This window comes from Capsulimonas sp. (assembly GCF_039929585.1).
Taxonomy (GTDB): Bacteria; Armatimonadota; Armatimonadia; order Armatimonadales; family Capsulimonadaceae; genus Capsulimonas.
Map to the genome: position 1 here is coordinate 1 of NZ_JBDSQY010000077.1, position 18,330 is coordinate 18,330.

At 60.2% G+C, this 18,330-nt stretch carries 16 protein-coding genes and 2 tRNA genes; 7 read left to right on the top strand and 11 right to left on the bottom strand.

What is annotated here, in order from left to right:
- The 4 genes from ABIZ35_RS05420 to ABIZ35_RS05435 form a co-directional block, all read right to left on the bottom strand.
- Positions 1-374, bottom strand: a 374-nt coding sequence (locus ABIZ35_RS05420) for a prepilin-type N-terminal cleavage/methylation domain-containing protein (RefSeq protein ID WP_348218855.1), incomplete at its 3' end; no start/stop codon positions are given.
- A gap of 217 nt (positions 375-591) precedes the next feature.
- Positions 592-1,299, bottom strand: a complete 708-nt coding sequence (locus tag ABIZ35_RS05425; RefSeq protein ID WP_348218856.1) for a glycerophosphodiester phosphodiesterase — start codon at positions 1,297-1,299, stop codon at positions 592-594.
- 95 nt (positions 1,300-1,394) lie between these two features.
- Positions 1,395-1,470: transfer RNA gene (locus ABIZ35_RS05430), tRNA-Phe, on the bottom strand.
- 77 nt (positions 1,471-1,547) lie between these two features.
- A tRNA-Val gene (locus tag ABIZ35_RS05435) sits at positions 1,548-1,622 on the bottom strand.
- A 207-nt stretch (positions 1,623-1,829) separates the two neighbouring features.
- On the opposite strand from ABIZ35_RS05435, the gene ABIZ35_RS05440 reads away from it, so the two are divergent.
- Positions 1,830-3,518, top strand: coding sequence for a SpoIIE family protein phosphatase (locus ABIZ35_RS05440; protein ID WP_348218857.1), 1,689 nt, complete (start codon positions 1,830-1,832; stop codon positions 3,516-3,518).
- Here the strand turns inward: ABIZ35_RS05440 and ABIZ35_RS05445 are convergent.
- Positions 3,515-5,431 (bottom strand): chloride channel protein, encoded by a 1,917-nt coding sequence (locus ABIZ35_RS05445; protein ID WP_348218858.1) that lies wholly within the window; start codon positions 5,429-5,431, stop codon positions 3,515-3,517. The two genes, ABIZ35_RS05440 and ABIZ35_RS05445, sit on opposite strands and share 4 nt — an antisense overlap.
- Positions 5,432-5,480: 49 nt before the next feature.
- Between ABIZ35_RS05445 and ABIZ35_RS05450 the strand changes: the two genes are divergently transcribed.
- The 4 genes from ABIZ35_RS05450 to ABIZ35_RS05465 all read left to right on the top strand — a co-directional run bounded on the left by ABIZ35_RS05450 (position 5,481) and on the right by ABIZ35_RS05465 (position 9,120).
- On the top strand, positions 5,481-5,903 hold the full coding sequence (locus tag ABIZ35_RS05450; RefSeq protein ID WP_348218859.1) for a MarR family transcriptional regulator: 423 nt from the start codon (positions 5,481-5,483) through the stop codon (positions 5,901-5,903).
- An 82-nt stretch (positions 5,904-5,985) separates the two neighbouring features.
- Positions 5,986-7,533 carry an FAD-dependent thymidylate synthase gene (locus ABIZ35_RS05455; protein WP_348218860.1) on the top strand — a complete coding sequence of 516 codons (1,548 nt, stop codon included), beginning with the start codon at positions 5,986-5,988 and terminating at the stop codon, positions 7,531-7,533.
- Entirely contained in the window at positions 7,514-8,608 is a 1,095-nt protein-coding gene (locus tag ABIZ35_RS05460; RefSeq protein WP_348218861.1) for a WD40 repeat domain-containing protein, read from the top strand. The genes ABIZ35_RS05455 and ABIZ35_RS05460 overlap by 20 nt, the downstream gene beginning before the upstream one ends.
- Positions 8,605-9,120 carry a hypothetical protein gene (locus ABIZ35_RS05465; RefSeq protein ID WP_348218862.1) on the top strand — a complete coding sequence of 172 codons (516 nt, stop codon included), beginning with the start codon at positions 8,605-8,607 and terminating at the stop codon, positions 9,118-9,120. The genes ABIZ35_RS05460 and ABIZ35_RS05465 overlap by 4 nt, the downstream gene beginning before the upstream one ends.
- Before the next feature lie 12 nt (positions 9,121-9,132).
- On the opposite strand, the gene ABIZ35_RS05470 is transcribed toward ABIZ35_RS05465, so the two are convergent.
- Complete coding sequence (locus ABIZ35_RS05470) at positions 9,133-9,681, bottom strand: hypothetical protein (protein ID WP_348218863.1); 549 nt, start codon at positions 9,679-9,681, stop codon at positions 9,133-9,135.
- A gap of 32 nt (positions 9,682-9,713) precedes the next feature.
- Positions 9,714-10,340 (bottom strand): hypothetical protein, encoded by a 627-nt coding sequence (locus ABIZ35_RS05475; RefSeq protein ID WP_348218864.1) that lies wholly within the window; start codon positions 10,338-10,340, stop codon positions 9,714-9,716.
- A 138-nt stretch (positions 10,341-10,478) separates the two neighbouring features.
- Between ABIZ35_RS05475 and ABIZ35_RS05480 the strand changes: the two genes are divergently transcribed.
- The gene (locus tag ABIZ35_RS05480; protein WP_348218865.1) at positions 10,479-12,491 is read left to right on the top strand and encodes a DUF2961 domain-containing protein; all 2,013 of its coding nucleotides are present in this window, start codon (positions 10,479-10,481) and stop codon (positions 12,489-12,491) included.
- Positions 12,492-12,625: 134 nt separating this feature from the next.
- Complete coding sequence (locus ABIZ35_RS05485) at positions 12,626-13,378, top strand: superoxide dismutase (protein WP_348218866.1); 753 nt, start codon at positions 12,626-12,628, stop codon at positions 13,376-13,378.
- 73 nt (positions 13,379-13,451) lie between these two features.
- Here the strand turns inward: ABIZ35_RS05485 and ABIZ35_RS05490 are convergent, their stop codons facing one another.
- The 4 genes from ABIZ35_RS05490 to ABIZ35_RS05505 form a co-directional block, all read right to left on the bottom strand.
- Positions 13,452-14,063 carry a hypothetical protein gene (locus ABIZ35_RS05490; protein WP_348218867.1) on the bottom strand — a complete coding sequence of 204 codons (612 nt, stop codon included), beginning with the start codon at positions 14,061-14,063 and terminating at the stop codon, positions 13,452-13,454.
- Between the two features lie 149 nt (positions 14,064-14,212).
- Entirely contained in the window at positions 14,213-15,094 is an 882-nt protein-coding gene (locus ABIZ35_RS05495; RefSeq protein WP_348218868.1) for a DUF1559 domain-containing protein, read from the bottom strand.
- A gap of 253 nt (positions 15,095-15,347) precedes the next feature.
- Positions 15,348-17,825: an RICIN domain-containing protein gene (locus ABIZ35_RS05500; protein WP_348218869.1), complete on the bottom strand. Its 2,478-nt coding sequence runs from the start codon at positions 17,823-17,825 to the stop codon at positions 15,348-15,350.
- A 291-nt stretch (positions 17,826-18,116) separates the two neighbouring features.
- The coding region (locus tag ABIZ35_RS05505) for a helix-turn-helix transcriptional regulator (protein ID WP_348218870.1) at positions 18,117-18,330 on the bottom strand (214 nt) is incomplete at its 5' end.

Here is an 18,330-nt window from a genome sequence, read left to right on the forward strand (position 1 = left end):
TTTCCAGAGCCCTGAAGAGCGCCGTTGATGGAGTAGGAAACTGGGACTGCCGTAACGCCGCCAACAGTAACGGAAGCTGTCGAATCGTCCGGGCATTTGAACAATCCGGCGCTCTTCACATAGGGATAAAGCTGACCGGCCCAGCCGACTGGGGTCCCCCAGTGCGTCGTCGGCAGGCACTCATCATAGTCCTGCGTGTACTGCATAAATCCGAGGCCAAGCTGCCGCTCATTGGAAGCGCAGCTGATCTGGCGCGCCTTCTCACGAGCCTTGGCGAAGACAGGGAAGAGAATGGCGGCAAGAATCGCGATAATGGCGATAACGACGAGCAATTCGATCAAAGTAAAGCCTGATTGTGTGAAGTTCTTTTTCATTTATGACGAAAGTCCTTTCAAATAAAAGCGTCATACGCTGATGATAATAGAATACGGAAACGCCGTATGGCTCCATTTATCAAAACATGGTACCATAGCAACGAATATATTCTAACATGCTTTGGATCCAATGTCAAGTAATAATTTGGTACCATTTAAATTATTAATTTGGCGCCAATTACGATAAAAAAGCAGGCGTGGGGAAAGTAGGGAGCAATCAGACGGCTCGGGTGAGGTCCGGGGCGCTGGTGATGATGCCGTCCACCTTGCACGCATCGCGCAGGCGGCGGATATCTTCGGCGAGGTCGGCGTGCAGGCCGTAGACGCGGATGTCGCGGAGGTGAAGGATGTTGGCGATCGGCCCGGTGATCAAGCGATGATGCCAGGTGACGGCGTCGACATCAAGGTCCGCCAGCAGTTTGGCGTTGATGCGAGCGCCCTCGCCAAAGCCAAGGGTGTGTCCCAGCGGGATCCGTGGGTCGAGTCCGCGCAGAATGACGCGGCTGGTGGCGTCGGCGCCGGTGACGAGGATGGAATCGAGTGGAAAACCGCTGCCTCGGATCGCGCGGGCCAGCAGCGCTTCGGTGCCGGATTCGCGAAAATCCAGAATGAGGCCGATCTTCGCGGAGGCGGCGATGGACATGGCTTCGTCGAGAGTGGCCATGGGGGTATCGGTATCGGCGGTGCGAGCCCGCCATTCGGAAAGAGATTTGGCGTGGAGGGGAACTTCGCGGTCGTCCACCATGCGCACGGCGTCGTGGTCGATCACGAGAATATCGTCACGGGTGCGCCGGACATCGACCATCAGGCCGCTGGCCTTCAATTCCACGGCTTTGCGCAGAGACGCCACGGTGCTTCCCGGAGGACACAACTGAGGCGCTCCTCGGTAAGCGACGACCGCTAAGGGACGAATTCGTGACGCCATGAGACCCCGCATCAAACGCCGTGCTGGAGATTTGGAACAGTGACAAACATGAAAAGGGAGAGCGAGGCTCTCCCTTGATCATTTCCAGTCGTAAATGGTGCCGCCTACCGGACTTGAACCAGTGACACCTCAATTTTCAGTCGAGTGCTCTACCAACTGAGCTAAGGCGGCGCAGTGACCGACAGGCTACATCGAGACGATTCGCCTGCGTCCGCTTGGGAATGACGCTTTTTCGTGAGATCGACGCTTGGTGGGCGAAGAGGGATTCGAACCCCCGACCCTCTCGGTGTAAACGAGATGCGCTACCGCTACGCTATCCGCCCGTTTCCGTTACGTGATGCAGATTATACCCCTGCCCGCATCCCAAGTCAAGGCCCCCGCCGATTTTCTTCAAACTCGTCTCATTTCAACGGCTTCGTGCGAACGAGCAGACAGTAGAAACGGGTATTATTTTGGCATCAAGGCTGTGACGCCGGTTGATCCGAAGCGGCCTTCCAAACCGCGCCTCCTAATGAAGGTTCACAGACAATATGACGTCGCCCGAGCCGCCCGACCCCAGGCTTCTGGGGAAGTGGGAACATGACCTGCCGCAGATCGAAGCGATCATCGACAGCCTCGCCGAGGGCATGGTGATCGCCGACACGTCGGGCCGCCTGCTTGCCGCGAACCAGGCGTACGTGCGCCTGGTCGGCTTCGCGCGTCACGAAGACCTGCGGCAATCCCTGACGGACCTTCCCCAATGGTTTGAAGTACGCGATCTGTCTGGAAAAGTGCTGCCGCTGGACCAGTGGCCCCTCTCCCGCGCCCTCGCCGGCGAGACCTTTACCGATCTCCAGGTGGAATTGCGGCGACTCGACGGGACCGCAGCCTTTATCGGCAGTTACAATGGAAGCATGGCGGCGGACGGCGACGGCGCCCCCGCCCTCGCGGTCCTGACGGTCCGCGATATCACGGCTCAAAAACTAACGGAAGCGGCGCTGGAAACGGCTTATCAACACGAGAAGCTGCTCAATGAGATCGGCCAGGCGATCCGTCTGACGCTGGACCCACGGGAGGTTCAGACCGTGGCGTCCCGCTCCCTCGGCCAAGCCCTGCTCGCCGACCGCTGCTACTTCGCGCAGATCGATTTCGCCGCGCAGCGGATCTGGATCGCCGAGGAATGGCGGCGCGACGATCTCTTCCCCATCAGCGGCGACTACCCCCTGGCGGACTTCGCAGTCGATTTTCGCCATATTTTCGATGGGAACCGCACGCTGATCGCCCCCGACACCCGCCTGTATCCCTGGCCCAAAGAAACGGTCGCCGTGATGGAGCAGCATGGGGTCCGCGCCCTCCTCAACGTTCCCTTTTTTGACGATGGGAGCCTCGTCGCACTGCTCGGGGTCGCCATGGCGGACGGGCCGCATGAGTGGACAGAGGCGGAGATCGGCCTGACGGAAGCCGTCGCGATGCAGACGCGCACGGCGGTGGAAGCCGTCCGGATCAGCCGGCGCGAACACAACATCGCCATCGCCCTGCAGCAGACATTGCAGCCGAAGATGCCGGCAGGCATGCCCGGTCTCCAGGTGTCCGACTTCTACCGCGCGGCGCTCGCGGAAGCGGAGATCGGCGGCGATTTCTGCGACCTCTTCTCCCCCGAAGGGGACAACACCATCCTGGTGATCGGCGACGTTTCCGGCAAAGGTCTTGCGGCCGCCACTCAGGTCGCCGCCGTGCGCAACATGCTGCGCTGTGTCATTTACCAGGGGTTGCCTCTCGCCGAAGCCGTCGCCCAGCTCAATCAAATTCTCACCACGCAAAACCTGCTGAGCGGATTCGTCACCATGTGCGTCGCCCAGTACTCCCCCGCCGACCACACTTTCACCTATGTCTCCTGCGGCCATGAGCCGGTTCTGCTGCGCCACGCCGCCACGGGCCATATCGAGATGCTGGGGCCAACCGGCCCGCCGCTTGGAGTAGAGGCCACCGCCGAATACACCCACGAGGCGCGTCGGCTCCAGGCGGGTGACGCCCTTCTGCTCTACACAGACGGCCTCTCCGAATCCGGCCCCTCGCGCCAGGACATGCTCGGCGTCGACGGCCTCGCCAACCTCCTGCGCGCCCACCCGCTCCACGAGGACGCGCACGGCCTCTGCCAGCGGATCATCGCCGGCGTCGAAAAGCACGCGCGCGGCGACCTGCGCGACGACGCCTGTATTTTGACGGTCCGGGTGCTTTAGCCCTTAACCCGCGCGGAAATCCGCCGCCATCGTCGGCTCAGCGCCGACCGCACTCGAATATGACGCACCGCCGTATGATTTTCGGCAAGCCGCGCGCCATGCGCGCTGATTAAGTCGCGCCGTGTCAGAATGCCCACGAGCAGATCCTTGCGGCCCTGCGCCATGACCGGCAGGCGTCCCACACCCGCGCGCACCATCAAGTCCGCCGCCTCGCGCAAGGAGCGGTTGTCCGTGATTGTCACCGGAGCACGCTTGACGAGATCGCCGATACGGCGTCCATCCTCCGGGTTTCCATCCAGCAGATCCCGGCGGGTGACGACGCCGGTCAGCCGCTGTTTGTCGTCCAGCACGGGATACCCCTGGTGACGCGAGCCCGGTTCGCGGGTCTCCAGCCAGAGACGCACGGAGGCGAGCGTGTCGGAGGCGGCCAGCGTCACCACTTCACGGGCGCCGGCCGAGCGCACGGCGACTTGCTCCCAGTGATCCGACACATACTCCCCGGGGACAACCACGCCGCGCCGCGCGATTTTCTCCGTCATAATGGTATTGCGCATCAGCAGGCAGGACACCAAATAAGCCCCCGCGCAGCCGCCCAGCAGCGGTATCAGACCGGCCGGCTGAAGCGTCGTCTCGAAGGCAAAGACCACCGCCGTGAGAAAGGCGCGGGATGCGCCGGCGAAGATCGCCGCCATCCCAACCAGCGCAGCCAAACGCACATCGATCCCCGCATGCGGCGCCAATGCGATCGCCAGGCCGCCGACCACCGCGCCAAAGCCGCCGCCGATCGTAAAGAGGGGCGCCAGCGTTCCGCCCGACGTTCCGCTGCCGAGCGCGATCGCCCACGAAACCAGTTTCCAGACGCACAGGGCAAGCGCCGCCTGACCAACGCTTGTACCGGTCACGAAGCCTTCGATATTGTCGTAGCCAACACCCAGCGTGCGCGGCGCAACAAGTCCCACGAGGCCCACCACGAGACCGCCCAGCGCCGGCCACCACATCCAGTGGATCGGCAGCTTTTCAAAAGCGTCTTCGACGGCGTACACAAGGCGAGTCACTCCCACGGCGAGCACGCCCGTCGCCAGGCCCAAAGCGACATAGAAGACCAGCGCGATCTCTCCCGGAGCCACAACGCCCGGCATGGCGAACACCGGCGCCGTTCCCAGGAACGAAGACCGGATTCCCGCCGCCGTGACGCACGCCAGCGCGACTGGAATAAGAGAGCGCGGGCGAAACTCGAACAGCAAAAGCTCCACGGCGAGCAGAACCGCCGCGATGGGACTGCCGAAGGTGGCGGTCATTCCGGCCGCCGCCCCCGCCGCCAGCAGCGTCTTTCGCTCCGCCGAGGTCGTGTGCAGCAATTGCCCGACGAACGAGCCGAGCGCGCCGCCGGTCGCGATAATCGGCCCCTCGGCGCCGAACGGGCCTCCCGTCCCGATCGCCACCGCCGACGACAGCGGCTTGAGCCATGTGATCTTAGGCGGGATACGGCTCCCGTTGGTCAGCACCTGCTCCATCGCCTCCGGGATGCCGTGCCCACGGATCGCCCGCGAGCCGTAACGCGCCATGACGCCGACGATCAAGCCGCCGATCACGGGAACGAGCGCCGCGAGCCAGCCCAAATGATTGTGCGCCGGCGAAACGAAGCTCGTGGAGACGCGCCCATAATAAGCAAGATTTGTCGAAAGGCCGATCAGCATCGTCAGCAAATGGGCGATCAAGGCCGATACCATCGCGATGCCGATCGCGACAGCGCTGATGAACAGCACGCGCCGATCCAGCACGCGCGCGCCGCCATTCCCCAGCGCCTTGCCCGACGTTCGCGGCAGCGCTTCCTCCAGCGACGGCGCAATGGACAGCCCGCCTTGCGGTGTGGTAGCATGACGCCTGTCATGCGAAGTTTTTTCGTGTTTCATAAAATAAATTATATCATAATGCGATATAATTTTCGATAGGCTCAACGGAATGCCCCAACACGAGACGCCCATCACCAAGAGCGATTATGAAGCGCTGGCCTCGTTTCGCGCCGCCCTGCGCCGCTTTCTGCGGTTCAGTGAGGAGGCCGCGCGCGCGGCGGGCGTCACGCCGCAGCAGCACCAATTATTGCTGGCCGTCAAAGGACAGCCCGGCCGAGACTGGGCGAGTGTCGGCGACCTGGCCGACGCTCTGCAAATCCATCACAACGCTGCTGTCGGCCTCGTGAGCCGCACGGAAGCCGCCGGCCTTGTCGCACGCGCCCAATCGGAAGAAGACCGCCGCCAGGTACGCGTCACGCTCACGCCGAAGGGCGAGGAGATGCTGGCTCATCTTTCCCAGCGCCACCTCAGCGAGCTCCAAGCTATGGGGGAAACGCTGACCAAGCCGTTTTTGAATGGGAACGGCCAATGAGCGCCACCGGTGTGTCATAATATACGAACGACTTGCGGCGCCGTCGCGGCCAGTCGAACACGATTTTATTGAAACAGAGCCCATGATCGAAACCTTTTCTCCCGAAGAGCGCGCCGCGCTGGCCCCTTACGTCACGAACTTAGACGGATCGATCTTCGCCCTGCGCAATCTGCCCGAGGAGGTCGTCGCCGTCCTCTTCGCTTACTATTCGCGCAGCAAGGACAGCCTGCGGCGTAATCTGCTCAAGCTTCTTCACGAGGGCGATCTGGACCTGACGAACGCCGGCGGCGCGGCGCCCGCTCTCGAAGAAAAGGACAGTGACGCCCTTGCGGCGGCTCGGCAAAAAGCCCGGGTGTTTCATGAGAAGTGGGTCGTGGGGTATGGCCATAGCAGCGTCGCCGAACATGGCTGCGTGCATCTCGCCATTGAAGATGTGAGTATTATCGCGTCCAAGCTGATTGAAGACGGACGTTTGGCGTCGTACACCGAAAAGAGTACGCGCTATGTGGCGTTCGACATCGAGAAGATGTACACCCCGCCGGCTCTGACCGAGCACCCCGAGCTTTTGGCCGAGTATCGCGGGACGCTGGCCGCGCTTCTGGACGCCTACTCGGGCTGGACCGAGGACATTGTGGCGCAGATCAAGTCGCGCGTTCCCAAGACCGAAAAGCAGACGGATCGGGGTTACGACAACGCCTGCCGCGCCAGCACATTCGATATTTTGCGTTATTTGCTTCCCGCCGCGACTTACACGAACATCGGCCTGACACTGAATGCGCGGTCGCTGGAAAATTTGATCACCAAGCTGCTCTCACAGCCCCTGCCCGAGGGCCGCGCCATCGGCGAGCGGCTCAAAAGCGAAGCACAGCACATCGTGCCGACCCTTCTGAAATACGCCGATCATAGCGCGTATCGCGAAGAAACAGAGAAGTCCGTCGCGACGATCGCCGCCGAGCTGGGATTTGATGCGCTGGAGCAAGTCGCCCCCGGATCCGGCGTCGCTCTGATTGCTTCCGACCCGGACGCCGACGATCGGTTGGTCGCCGCCATCTTGTTCGGCGCCGCCGACGCCCCCATGGCCCAGATCCTTTCCCATGTCCGAACATTAGACCAGGAAACGAAAGAACGGATCGTCGACGTATATCTCAAGGGACGCGGTCGACACGACGCGCCGGGCCGCGCGCTGGAGCGCATCGACTGCACCGTGGAAATCACCATGGACTACGGCGCCTATCGGGATGTCCAGCGGCATCGCATTGCGACGCAGACCACGCAGGCGCTCACGCCCACGCTGGGTTATGAGACGCCGCCGGAAATCATGCGCTTCGGCTACGCCGAGCAGTACGACGCCCTGATGGGCCGCGCCGCCGCCACGTACGCACATCTGGTCGCAGCCGGATTCGCCGACGAAGCGCAGTATATCCTGCCGCTCGGCACGCGCGTCCGCGCCCTATTCACCTGGAACCTGCGTGCGGTGACCCACTTCGTCGAGCTGCGTTCGGCGCGGCAGGGACACCCGTCTTACCGAAAGATCGCGCAGCAAGTCTATGCGGCGGTCGCCCAGGCCTACCCGCTGGTCGCGCGCTACATGCGGCCGAATATGAACGAATATGCCCTCACTCGTGATTAGCACCATCGACGACGCGCCGCCCCCGCCACGCCCGCGCCCCAAGCGCTGGCCATGGGCCGTCGCCACGCTTCTTGTCGCCATCCCTCTCGCGATCACAATGGCCGGGCGCTTCACCGCGCCGCCGGTCGTGATGGCGCTTCCCACGGGACGCCTGGTCTATATGGACGCCGACGCGCCCTCGGAGAAGACGACGACGCTGCGCGGCATGCGCCTCGTCACACTTGACGGCGCGTCCCGCGAGATGCTGCGCGAGGTCGAGCCGCAGGACACCGATGGCGGCAGCCGCGACTGGATCAACCAGCCCGCCTTTTCGCCCGACGGACGGCAGATCGCCTATATCAAGCAGGTCATAACGATCGTCGAGGGAACCCACGACATCGTGCACCAGCTATGGCTGGCGCCGGCGGACACGGGGACGCACGGCGGCGGCAAGCCGCGCCTGCTGCTGGATCTGAGCAAAAGCGACATGAAGCCGCCATCGGGCCTCGCCTGGAGTGGCGACGGCAAATCCATCGTCTTCCTGAACGACGGAACGATTTACTCCCTCCCGATCGCCGGCGGCGCCCCCACCGTCACCGCGCTCAGCCTCCCGCCGAGCGCGACTGCCGCCAATGGCGCCTCCACAACGAGCGATCCGACCGTCGGTCCCATGGGATTACGGGCGTTTCTGGCGCGCACGAAGTCCAGCGCGGATCTCAACATTATTGACGCTTCGGAATCCAAAAACAGCATCAGCTACAGCACAATCTCGAACGTCGCCGCCTACACGCTCGGCGATCATGACAATCAGCTCGCGTACGTGACCAAAGGCCGCCCCATGGACATCCAGCTGAACGATGTCCCGATGCGCGGCCCCTCGCGAGCGATCCATGTCAATCCCGGCTGGTCCATCTTCGGCGGGCGCAAGATCACCTCGCTGCGCTGGTCCCCCGACGGCAAATACGTCGCCTACACCGTCAGCAAGCCCCCCGTCCCCGAGGATGAGCTGTTCTGCCTGGACATCGCCACGGGCAAGAGCCTGAAGCTCCCGATGCGCGTCGGGCGCGCCGGCTGGGATTGGGGCGTCACGCAATGAAAGGCAAACGACGCACGCGCGGCAACCCGCTTTCCGACTACCGGCGCATCCAGCGTGAGATCCGCGCGCTCTTCGACCCGTTCACCGCAAAACATTGTCCCGGCTGCACGACCCCGTGCTGCATTAAGCCGACCCGCGTCACCCCAATGGACGTCGCCCTCGCTATTGGAACCGGCCACACGTTCCCGCACCTCGGCGACATGGACCCCTACGCCCCCGCCGTCTCCTACGCCGGCAACCGTCTTTCCGAGAACGCCGTCACGCTTCCCATGGCCGCTGGCGACACCGCCCCCATGGAATCCTGCGAATACCTCCACAAAGGCCGCTGCACCTTCCCCGACGACCTGCGCCCCTTCGGCTGCACCACCTACGTCTGCGGCCCCATGTACGCACACCTCCCCGAAGCGCAAATCAAGCCCATCCGCCGCCTGACAAAACAACTCGAAGAAGCCCACGTCGCCGTCCTCCACGCCATGCGCGACGCCGGGCGGATGCCGCCGGAAGAGGACTAAGCCACTGCAAATTCATTGGATCGGCGCAGCCCTCGAAAAGTCGCGATCAAACGCCCGCGACATATCGGCCCAATTCTCACCCGGCCCCTTTCCGCCTCCCATGAGAAAAATTGTCTTTCGCTTAAATGCTTTCTTGGTCCAAATAAGTGCGCCATCCCATTCCTTGTAATATCCGTCGCCAACTTCTAATACAAACAAAGAAGAGAGTTTCTCCTGCCCAAATCGTCGTTTTTGGCTAATGGGTGAGATACGTATTCTTATATTCCTTTGTGCGAGAAGAGCACTTAGCTCCTTTGAATTCTGATCGACTAAGACCGAGATTTGCCTCGTTTTCGCGCCTTTCAAAATCGCAGAGACAAGCATCGGATCGTGAATGGCGACGACGCGGATATCAATCGGCGTCTTGCCAACGGCGATTAAATGAGAAACATTTTTTCGCTCGCCTCCTTGCATGATGGCGGCGATCATTGCAACGGCAGGGACCGCACAAATCGAGCAGGCCAGTACGGGCAGTATGAAGAGAATGCTTTTCCCCATCTTTACGTCCAAATCTGTTCTCATTTTGAATACTCCAATAATCCAGCACAGGACGATCATTCGAATTTGTCGATACTCCACCCATTGGCGGCGGGCGTTTGCTTGAGAACGCGCATTTGATAGCCGCCGTCCGCGCTCACGTCTTCCTGCACCCGTTTTAGCACGTAACGATCGCGACGAGTGTGACCGCCGATTTCCACCAGCAGCCAGCGCGTCACGCGATAGCCTTGACCAAGTGGCTGGACGGTCGCCGGGGACACGCCCGCTTTTCCCAGGATGGCTTTCGGCTTTACGCCGGAGGCCAGGGAAGCGTGCAGGCCATAGTTCGTCATTTCACCAGCACGTTCTTTCTCCGCCATTTCCACCGTTGGGCGTCCCTTCCACAGAAACCACGTCGGAGGGGATGTCCGCAAACGGACGTAATCGAGGGCGTCCTTACCGCTCTTGATCTCCACGCTCCCACGGAGTTCCGCGAGAGAGTGAACGAGCTTCGTTTTGCCGGATTGGACGAGCCCAAGGTACTCAAACGCTTCTTCCGGCTCGCCGAAGCCGGTCTTGTAGCTCCCGACAACATAAAGCGCGACGCTGGGTTTGAGAAAAGACGCGTTCAGTGGATATACGCCAAAATAATCCGGCGAAAGATGCGTCATGGCCAATAGCGCCAGTGCAGGCAAAGCAATCATTGTGCTGCTCCTTTGATGGATGAACGAGCGATGGTATTATCTTAGTACCGGATAATGGCGAATTTGTTCATATTGACTTGCAATACTAGTATTGCTATAATACTCAAAACTCTTTGCGATACTTCTTCTGGGATACTTATGACTATTCACTTCAAACTAAGCCGCGCATGGGCGCTCGGCGCGCTGCTATGCGCCATCGTTCCCGCCCGTACAGACGCCGCGCCGCCGGAGATCGATCTGACGACACTGCTCAAGTCGGAAACGGATATCGCACAGCTGCCGGATTTGAACCATTGGACATCGCACATGTTTTCTTCTTGCGAGCAGCAGGGCGCCAACAACGATCAGGGGCATTATCTCTCCGAGCAGGGCGCGGAACATGTGATGGCGGAGATGGACGGGCCGGGCGCGATCGTTCGGATATGGTCCGCGAACCCGAAGGGAACAATCCAGATCTATCTCGACGGATCGAAAACGCCCGTCGTCGGCGCCGATTTCAGCAGTCTTTTCAACGAAGCGTACGCGCCCTTCGCGGCGCCGCTGGCGGGGATTTCGTCGGGAGGAGCTTACAGCTACCTGCCGATCCCCTACGCGCGTCACTGCCGGGTCGTATCAAGAAACAACGACGCTGACGCCACGTCGATGTACTACCAGGTGAATTACATCTCCTTTCCGAAAGACACCAAGGTGCGGTCGTTTGCACTGCCGCTGTCTCGAACAGATCAAATTGCTGTCGATCGCGCGAACATCCAGTGGAGCACACTGTCGGCATCGCTGCTCGATCTTCCCGCGCTCCCGGCGACGGAACGGATCGCGCCTCACGCAACGCTTGCCCTGGGTTCCTATAAAGGCCCCGGACGTGTGAACGTCATTCGGCTGGCCGCGCCGGATGCAGCCGACCTCAATCTTCGTCGTCTGGTGCTGCGCGCGTATTTCGACGGTCATCAAACGCCAGACATCGAAGCGCCTGTCGCGGACTTCTTTGGGAACGCCTACGCCCACAATAAAACGTTCCGAACGCTGTTCCTCGCCGTCGCCCCGGATGGATCGATGCTGGCGTACTTCCCGATGCCGTTCGCGCGCACAGCGCGCTTTGAGCTGGAGAATGGGAACTCGACGCCGCTCCAAATCGGATGGACAGCACAGGTGGCGTCGGGAGCATTCGACGGCAAACAGGAAGGATATTTCCATGCGCTCTGGTCGCAGGAGATCACCGAGACAGGCAAGCCACATTCCTGGGCGCATATCGCGGGACAGCGCGGCAAGTTTGTCGGCGTCGTCCAGACAATGGCCAGCCGTCATGGGATTGGGTTTATCGAGGGAGACGAGCAGTTCCGGTCAGATTCGCAGACGTGGACGCCGGCCAAGAACGGCCTGGCGACCGTCGTCGGTCCCTGGAATGGCACAGGCACGGAGGACGGGTTCAACAGCGCGTGGAGCTTCAATACCGGCCCGAACTGCCTGCCGATGAACGGGCTCTTCGTCAAGAATGAGGACGCAGGCCAGCTCAACTGCTTCCGATGGTTCGTGAACGAGGCGCCGGTTTTCGAGAAGTCGCTGGACGGACAGATTGAACACGGCCCCGGCAACGACACGCCGGGCGTATACTACTCCTCGGTCTCTTATTGGTACTCCGATGGCCCGGCGACCCCATGGGCGAAGTTTCCGGACGCCGACCAGATCGCGCTTCCGCGCGTCGCTCCCATCCATCCTTCCGTTGCGAACGCCATCGAGGGCGAAGCGCTGACTGGCTCCACACGCGTCAGCGCAGGTCAGCTCCGAACACAATCCATGCTGGATTTCGACTCCGTCTGGAGCGACGACAGCCAGTTGATCTGGGTGGGGCAAGCAGCCGGCGACACGCTCACACTCACGTTCAGCGCCCCGAAGGCAGGAGCCTACGACGTGTCGCTCTCTCTCACCAAAGCGAACGATTACGGGCAGGCGGCGTTTCAAATCAATGGACAGACAGTCGGCGGCGTCTTTGACGGATACTCAGACAAGGTCGTCAGCAGCGGTCCGGTAACATTGGGACGTATACAACTGCCGGCTGGCCCTTCAGAGCTGACCGTCGTCGTTCCCGGCACAAACGCCGCCTCAGCGAACTCTCAGTTTGGGCTGGACGCGATCGTCCTTGATCCTGTCCGCTAGCGCGCCGCGTGGCTTCTGGAGTTTGCCGCTGCAATAGCAGTTTCAATTTCGGGTATAGTGGAAACGATGATCGCAGACGAAAATGATTGCCTGCGGTCTTTGTTTTACACCACAGCAGTTAGGAGACATTGGTCATGATCACCCGACGCGAGATTCTCAAGTCCGCCTTGCTCACCGCCGCAGGTGTTACCGCCGCCGCTTATACGCCTCGTGTCGCCCAAGCCGCCGATCCGGCGCCGGTCACGCCGGCCGCCCCGCCTGCGGCGACTGGACCGTTCGTCCTGCCGCCACTGCCGTACGATTACGACGCGCTTGAGCCTTACATCGATACGACGACGATGAAGATCCACCACGACAAGCATCATGCGGCGTATGTCGCCAACCTCAACAAGGCCGTGGCGAGCTATCCCGACCTGCAATCAAAGTCCGTGGAAGATCTGCTCAAAGACTTAAAGTCTGTCCCGGAACCGATCCGCACGGCGGTCCGCAACAATGGCGGCGGCCACGCAAACCATACATTGTTCTGGCAGACGCTCGGCAAATACGGCGGCTCGAAGCCGCCGAGCGGGGCGCTGAACGACGCCATGCTAGTGCGGTTCGGCAGCTTTGAAAACTTCCAGGCGGCGTTCACCAAAGAAGCGCTGGGCGTATTCGGCAGCGGCTGGGTATGGCTGACCGCAGGATCGGGCGGCCTGGATTTAGAGCCTTTGCCCAACCAGGATAGCCCCCTCTCGCGAGGCCGGACGCCCCTTCTGGGGATAGACGTGTGGGAACACGCTTACTATCTCAAACATCAGAATAAGCGAGTCGATTATATCACGGCGTTTTACAATGTCATCAACTGGGAAGCCGTCGCCGCCCGGTATGACGCCATCAAATCCGCGTAATTCTCTCAAGAATAGAGCGGGCTTCCTGTGGGAAGCCCGCTCTGTTTCATTCAAACACTGCATTCTCTGCAAATTATGATTCGATACTTTGGACCGAATCGATAAAGCGCGAAAAGTAGCCGAGCTCGTGCCCGCCATGCTCCTGGATGATGTTCTCCAGCTTCTCGTGGTTGCCATCACTCGCGAGGACCGTCACCAGCGTATCGCCCGCCGCGACGTGCTCATGGTACGACTGCGCGGCTTCCTCGGGAATGCCCCCCGCCGTCAAAGCGCCGATCAGGCCGCCGATCACGCCGCCGCCCACGCCGCCGGACATCATCGCCAGCAGCGGCCCGGCGGCTACGATTGCTCCCAGCCCCGGCACAAGCACCGCCAGCGATACCAGCAGCGCCCCCAGCGCGCTGCCGGTGACGATGCCGACCGCCGCGCGCGGCGCAATTTCATCGGCGGCGTGGATCGGCTGCTCCACATCATGTGTGGGCACCTCTCGCACCGCATGCGAGAGAAACTCATCCGAGTTCCGCTCCGGCGCATTGCCATCCAAGCTCGGAGTCCCCACTTCACCGCCTCCGCCCTTGCGGACCAGCGATATGTCGTTCAGCGGAACGCCGGCGTCCAGCAGAGCCTGGGCGGCGGCCTCCGCGACTTTGTTATCCTCAAATACGCCCACAACAGTTCCGGCCATGGCGCCACCTCCTAAAGTTTCGTAATTCAGTCATACCCATCGGACCGTACGCTTAATCGGCAGCAAGAAAGATCCCAACGACAAAAGCCGCCGAGAAAATTCTCGGCGGCTCCATACTTCTACCTCTTAGTTAAGCGTACTGTGCGAAATTAGCCAGGGGAGTTGTTCTCAAGCATCTGCATGGACTGCGTCTGCACCGGATCTGGATTGTCTGCGTTCACGTCACCCTGCGTACAGGCGGGATACTGAGCATTGACGGTCGAATTACTCATACACCCCCACATGTTCGGCTGTCCATTAACGCCAGTGGTATTGACGGGGCGCATCGATCGCGCATGGCCATCAGCAAACAAGAAATTCGATTGCTTCGTGTGCGGAACATACAGTTCGCATGCATATGACCAAGTCGTACTTGTGTTTGTCGTATCCCAGTCCGACCACCCCATGCCGTCCTGATTGGCAGGCGGCTGGTTGCAGCCGGGAACCTTCGCGCCGTTGTTGTTGCCGTATCGCTCGGCAAGAAGGATCTTATTCGCCGGCGCGTTGATATTCGCCTGGCTAAGAGCCCGCCCGCCGTTGAGCTCAAACGCGCCGATGAAATTGCTCATCCCATATGATGACGGAATTGCCTGTGATCCGGTCAGCCAGTTCGTTTGTCCCATCCAAGTTACGTTTTGAGTGCCTGCGCCATTATTCCAACGGTTGGTGGGATCAAACCGAGCTCCATCCGGATTATCCGGGCACTTATACACATTCATGGATTTGACATAAGGATAGATGACCTGCGCCCAGTTGTCACGGTCCGGAGGACAGTTTGAGCGCGGGAATGACTCATCGCTGTCTTGATTGTACTGCAGCATGCCCAAACCTAGCTGTTTGAGGTTGCTCAGACAAGAGATCTGACGCGCCTTCTCTCGTGCTTTGGCGAAAACAGGGAACAAAATGGCGGCAAGAATTGCAATGATAGCGATCACAACGAGCAGTTCTATCAGTGTGAACGCTTTGCGTCGTGTTGAGTTTTGAATGGACATGATCTTCTCCTTTGAATAATAAGTGCCTGTTGGTATTATTGGACCAAGTATAGGACTATTATATCATTGATCCAGGAGGACGTATATAGAACAAAACGGCAACTGTATATAACTTTTGTAACTTTGGTACATATGAAAAGCCTTTAAACAGCTGATTTCGCCTCCAAAATTCATACCAAAACTATTCCAGAGAAGACAGCTGGCGGACACTGAGAAAGCCTCAGTGTCCGCCGCTTGCATGGAGAGGTCTCGGTTAAGGAATACGCTCCAGGCCAAAGTCCTGCCAGGAGTTTCCGTTGTCGGGATACTGCTGGAGGTTAATATTGTTGCCGGTCGCGCCGCCGGGAATATCCCAGGTCATGCCGTCGTGCTGCCAGTAGAACTTGAACTTGCCGTTGGTCTTCGGCAGGATTCTTATCTTCTGATCGCCGGCGTTGCTGACGTTGTAATCCCAGAGGTGCGTGTTCCAGCCGGCGGCGGACGAACCGTTCGCCACGCAGAGCACGCGGCTTGGGGCGTTGAGGCTGAACAGACCGTAGAAGCCATCGCTTTCGCTCGTAAAACTCCACTTAAACCAGGGGTTGCTCTGCTGATCGTACTGGATGATCGAGCTGCCGTTCGTGCTGCCGGCGCCTTGGACGCAGATGTACCGGCCGCCGTCCGCGCGGATGTAGTAGTTACCCCACGGCTGGAATCGCCACCGCTGCGCGCCGCTGTTGGTGTTGGCGTACTGCTGGATCTTGGCGTTGTCGGCCGTACTGGATCCGGAGACATCCATGAGCAGACCACTGCGGACGTTCTTGATGTTGTACCAGCCGTTCCCGGCGTCGACCAAGTCCCACTGCTGGCTCGGATTGTTGCCTGTGTAGTCGTACGCCCAGAGCTGGGCGCTGTTGGCCGTCGAATCGTTGGAGACGGAAACGGACTTGCCGCTGACCCAGGAGACGATCTTGAAGTGGTTGCCGCCTTCCGTGGGAACCAATGCCCAGCGCTGATTGGGGCCGTTGTAGTCGTACGACCACTGGTTGGTGTTAGCGCTGTTGCTGAGGCTGCCGCCGATCAGATCCAGGCACTTGCCGCTGGTCTGGTTGACGATCATGAAGAACGGAGCGTCGCCGGTCGAGCCGCTGAGGTAATTGATCAGAGCCTGTCCTTTGGGCGATCCCCAGCCAGTGACCAGATCGTAGCCCGCCACCGCCGGCTTGCCGTTGCTGCCGGACGTCACATCGTAGAAGTTGGCGCCGTAGGAGCCGCTCTTTCCCAGGGCGTAGACCGCCGGATTGATGAAGCCTGCCGTGGGCTTGCCGTGCGCCGCCGCCTGCTGGTTGACCAGGGCCATATAGCCGGCCCACAGGGGCGACGCCGCGCTGGTGCCGGCCGCATATCCCGTCGCGCCGTTGTTCCAGATCGTCCAAAGCGAATCGGCGACCATGGCGACATCCGGGCAGTTCCGCTCGGTCGTGGAGCCGCCGTTCGCGGCCATGCTGATTCCTTGCTGCCAGGTGGGAATGGGGAAGTTGGGGCTGATATAGCCGCTGCTCGAAGCCCAGCCGGTTTCCGAGAACTGAGGGCCGCCCGCGCCGGCCGTCGTGAGCACCGTGCCGCCGACGCTCGTCATATAGGGGTTGTCGTCCCATCCGAACGGCGAGGCTGAATAGCCGCCATCGCCGCTGGCGTTGAACACGGACTGCCCCTGCGTCGCCATCTGCTGCAAAATCTGGTTCAGGGTCGAGGGCGGAGGGCTGACGCTCCAGGAGGAGCTGACCTGCTTGGCGATGTTGTCCGTCGCGATCCGGTTCCAGATATCGGCGGCATTATTGCCGGTGTAGAACAAGATATTGGCGGCCGGCGCCATGGCATGCGTCATTTCAATGTCGAGTGACTGTTCCAATGTGTCCGAGCCCGCCGCCGGCGTCGAGGAGACGCCGTTCAAAAGGACCTGCGAGACACTGGCGGGCGGCAGTCCCGACTGCGTGCAGTAAGACGTGATATCCGCCGGATAGTAGCTTCCGAACTGGAACAAGGCGATCGTCTGTCCCTTCCCATCCAGCGTCACGCGCGGGCAGTAAGCGGCGCGATAATCGTTTCCCCGGTAACCCCCACCGGGCGCTGTTCCCGTGGCGCTGCTGACGGCCACGGACGAGACGCGCGTGCTTTTGGGCTTCGGCAGCGTGAAGTTATCCAGGCCGGTCACATCCAGGATCGGGACCGATTGATCCACGGTCGGCTCGGCGTCGGGACCGAAGAATGTCCGATTCTCGGTGGGATGCTGATACCGGTTCATATGCACGTGAAAGGTCTGTTCGATGCTGCCGATCGATCCACGCACATCCACGATCATTCGGTTCTTGTAAGTTTGGCTGACCGCCAAGCCGTGGGCTTTCAGAAACGTAATGACTGTATTGTAATCTTGATCCGTGGGCCCGAACGTCTTGTTGAAATCATCGACGCTGAAATACTGATGGTAGTTAGGACTATTCGGATCGTAAAGCTCCTGGATCGTTGCGTCGAGCAGAGCCTGGTTTCGCACCGGCAGGCTGATGGCGAGCTCGAGACCGGAGCTCGCGTCCAGCCGCGACAGCGCCCTGGATTGCGCAACGCCCCGATGCACGCTGCCATGGCCGCGCAAGCCGAAAAGACGCTGCGCGTGGCTGGGAACGGCGGTGAGGGACAAAAAGACGGCTGCGCCGATTAGCGCCCCTGTGCTCGATAAGCGTCGTCGAATGTGCATGCTGTGTCTCCTGATAATGCCCATCGCATGGGCTTACTTTCCGAAACTCCACGAGGATCACGAATTGTGTCAAGTCCAGAATAAACCTAAATTGCATTAAGCGCAAATAGCTTCAACAACTCTATGCTCTATCGCTTCCTTTCTTTGCTGAAAATTTATCCGTATACGCATCGGCGCGCACAGAATAACAGTCGCAAGTCAAAGAAGTGTCAAAATAGGAATCAAAGTGAAAATATTGTTTAAGGAGAATGCAATTTTGGTCCCGACATTGTTCCGTCGGTGAGGGCTCAATCAATAGGTCGTCACGAGGAGGAGTCCGTAGTTGCGGCGATACGCATTGGGAGTCATTGCGGTGCTTTCCCGGAACAATTTGATGAAATAGGTCACGTGCATAAACCCACAGGCGCGGGCGATCTCATTCACCGTCATGTTCGTTTGCAGGAGAAGGTGCTGGGCGTGCTCGATCCGCAGGGTTTGAATATACTGCGTCATCGTCTCATGATAC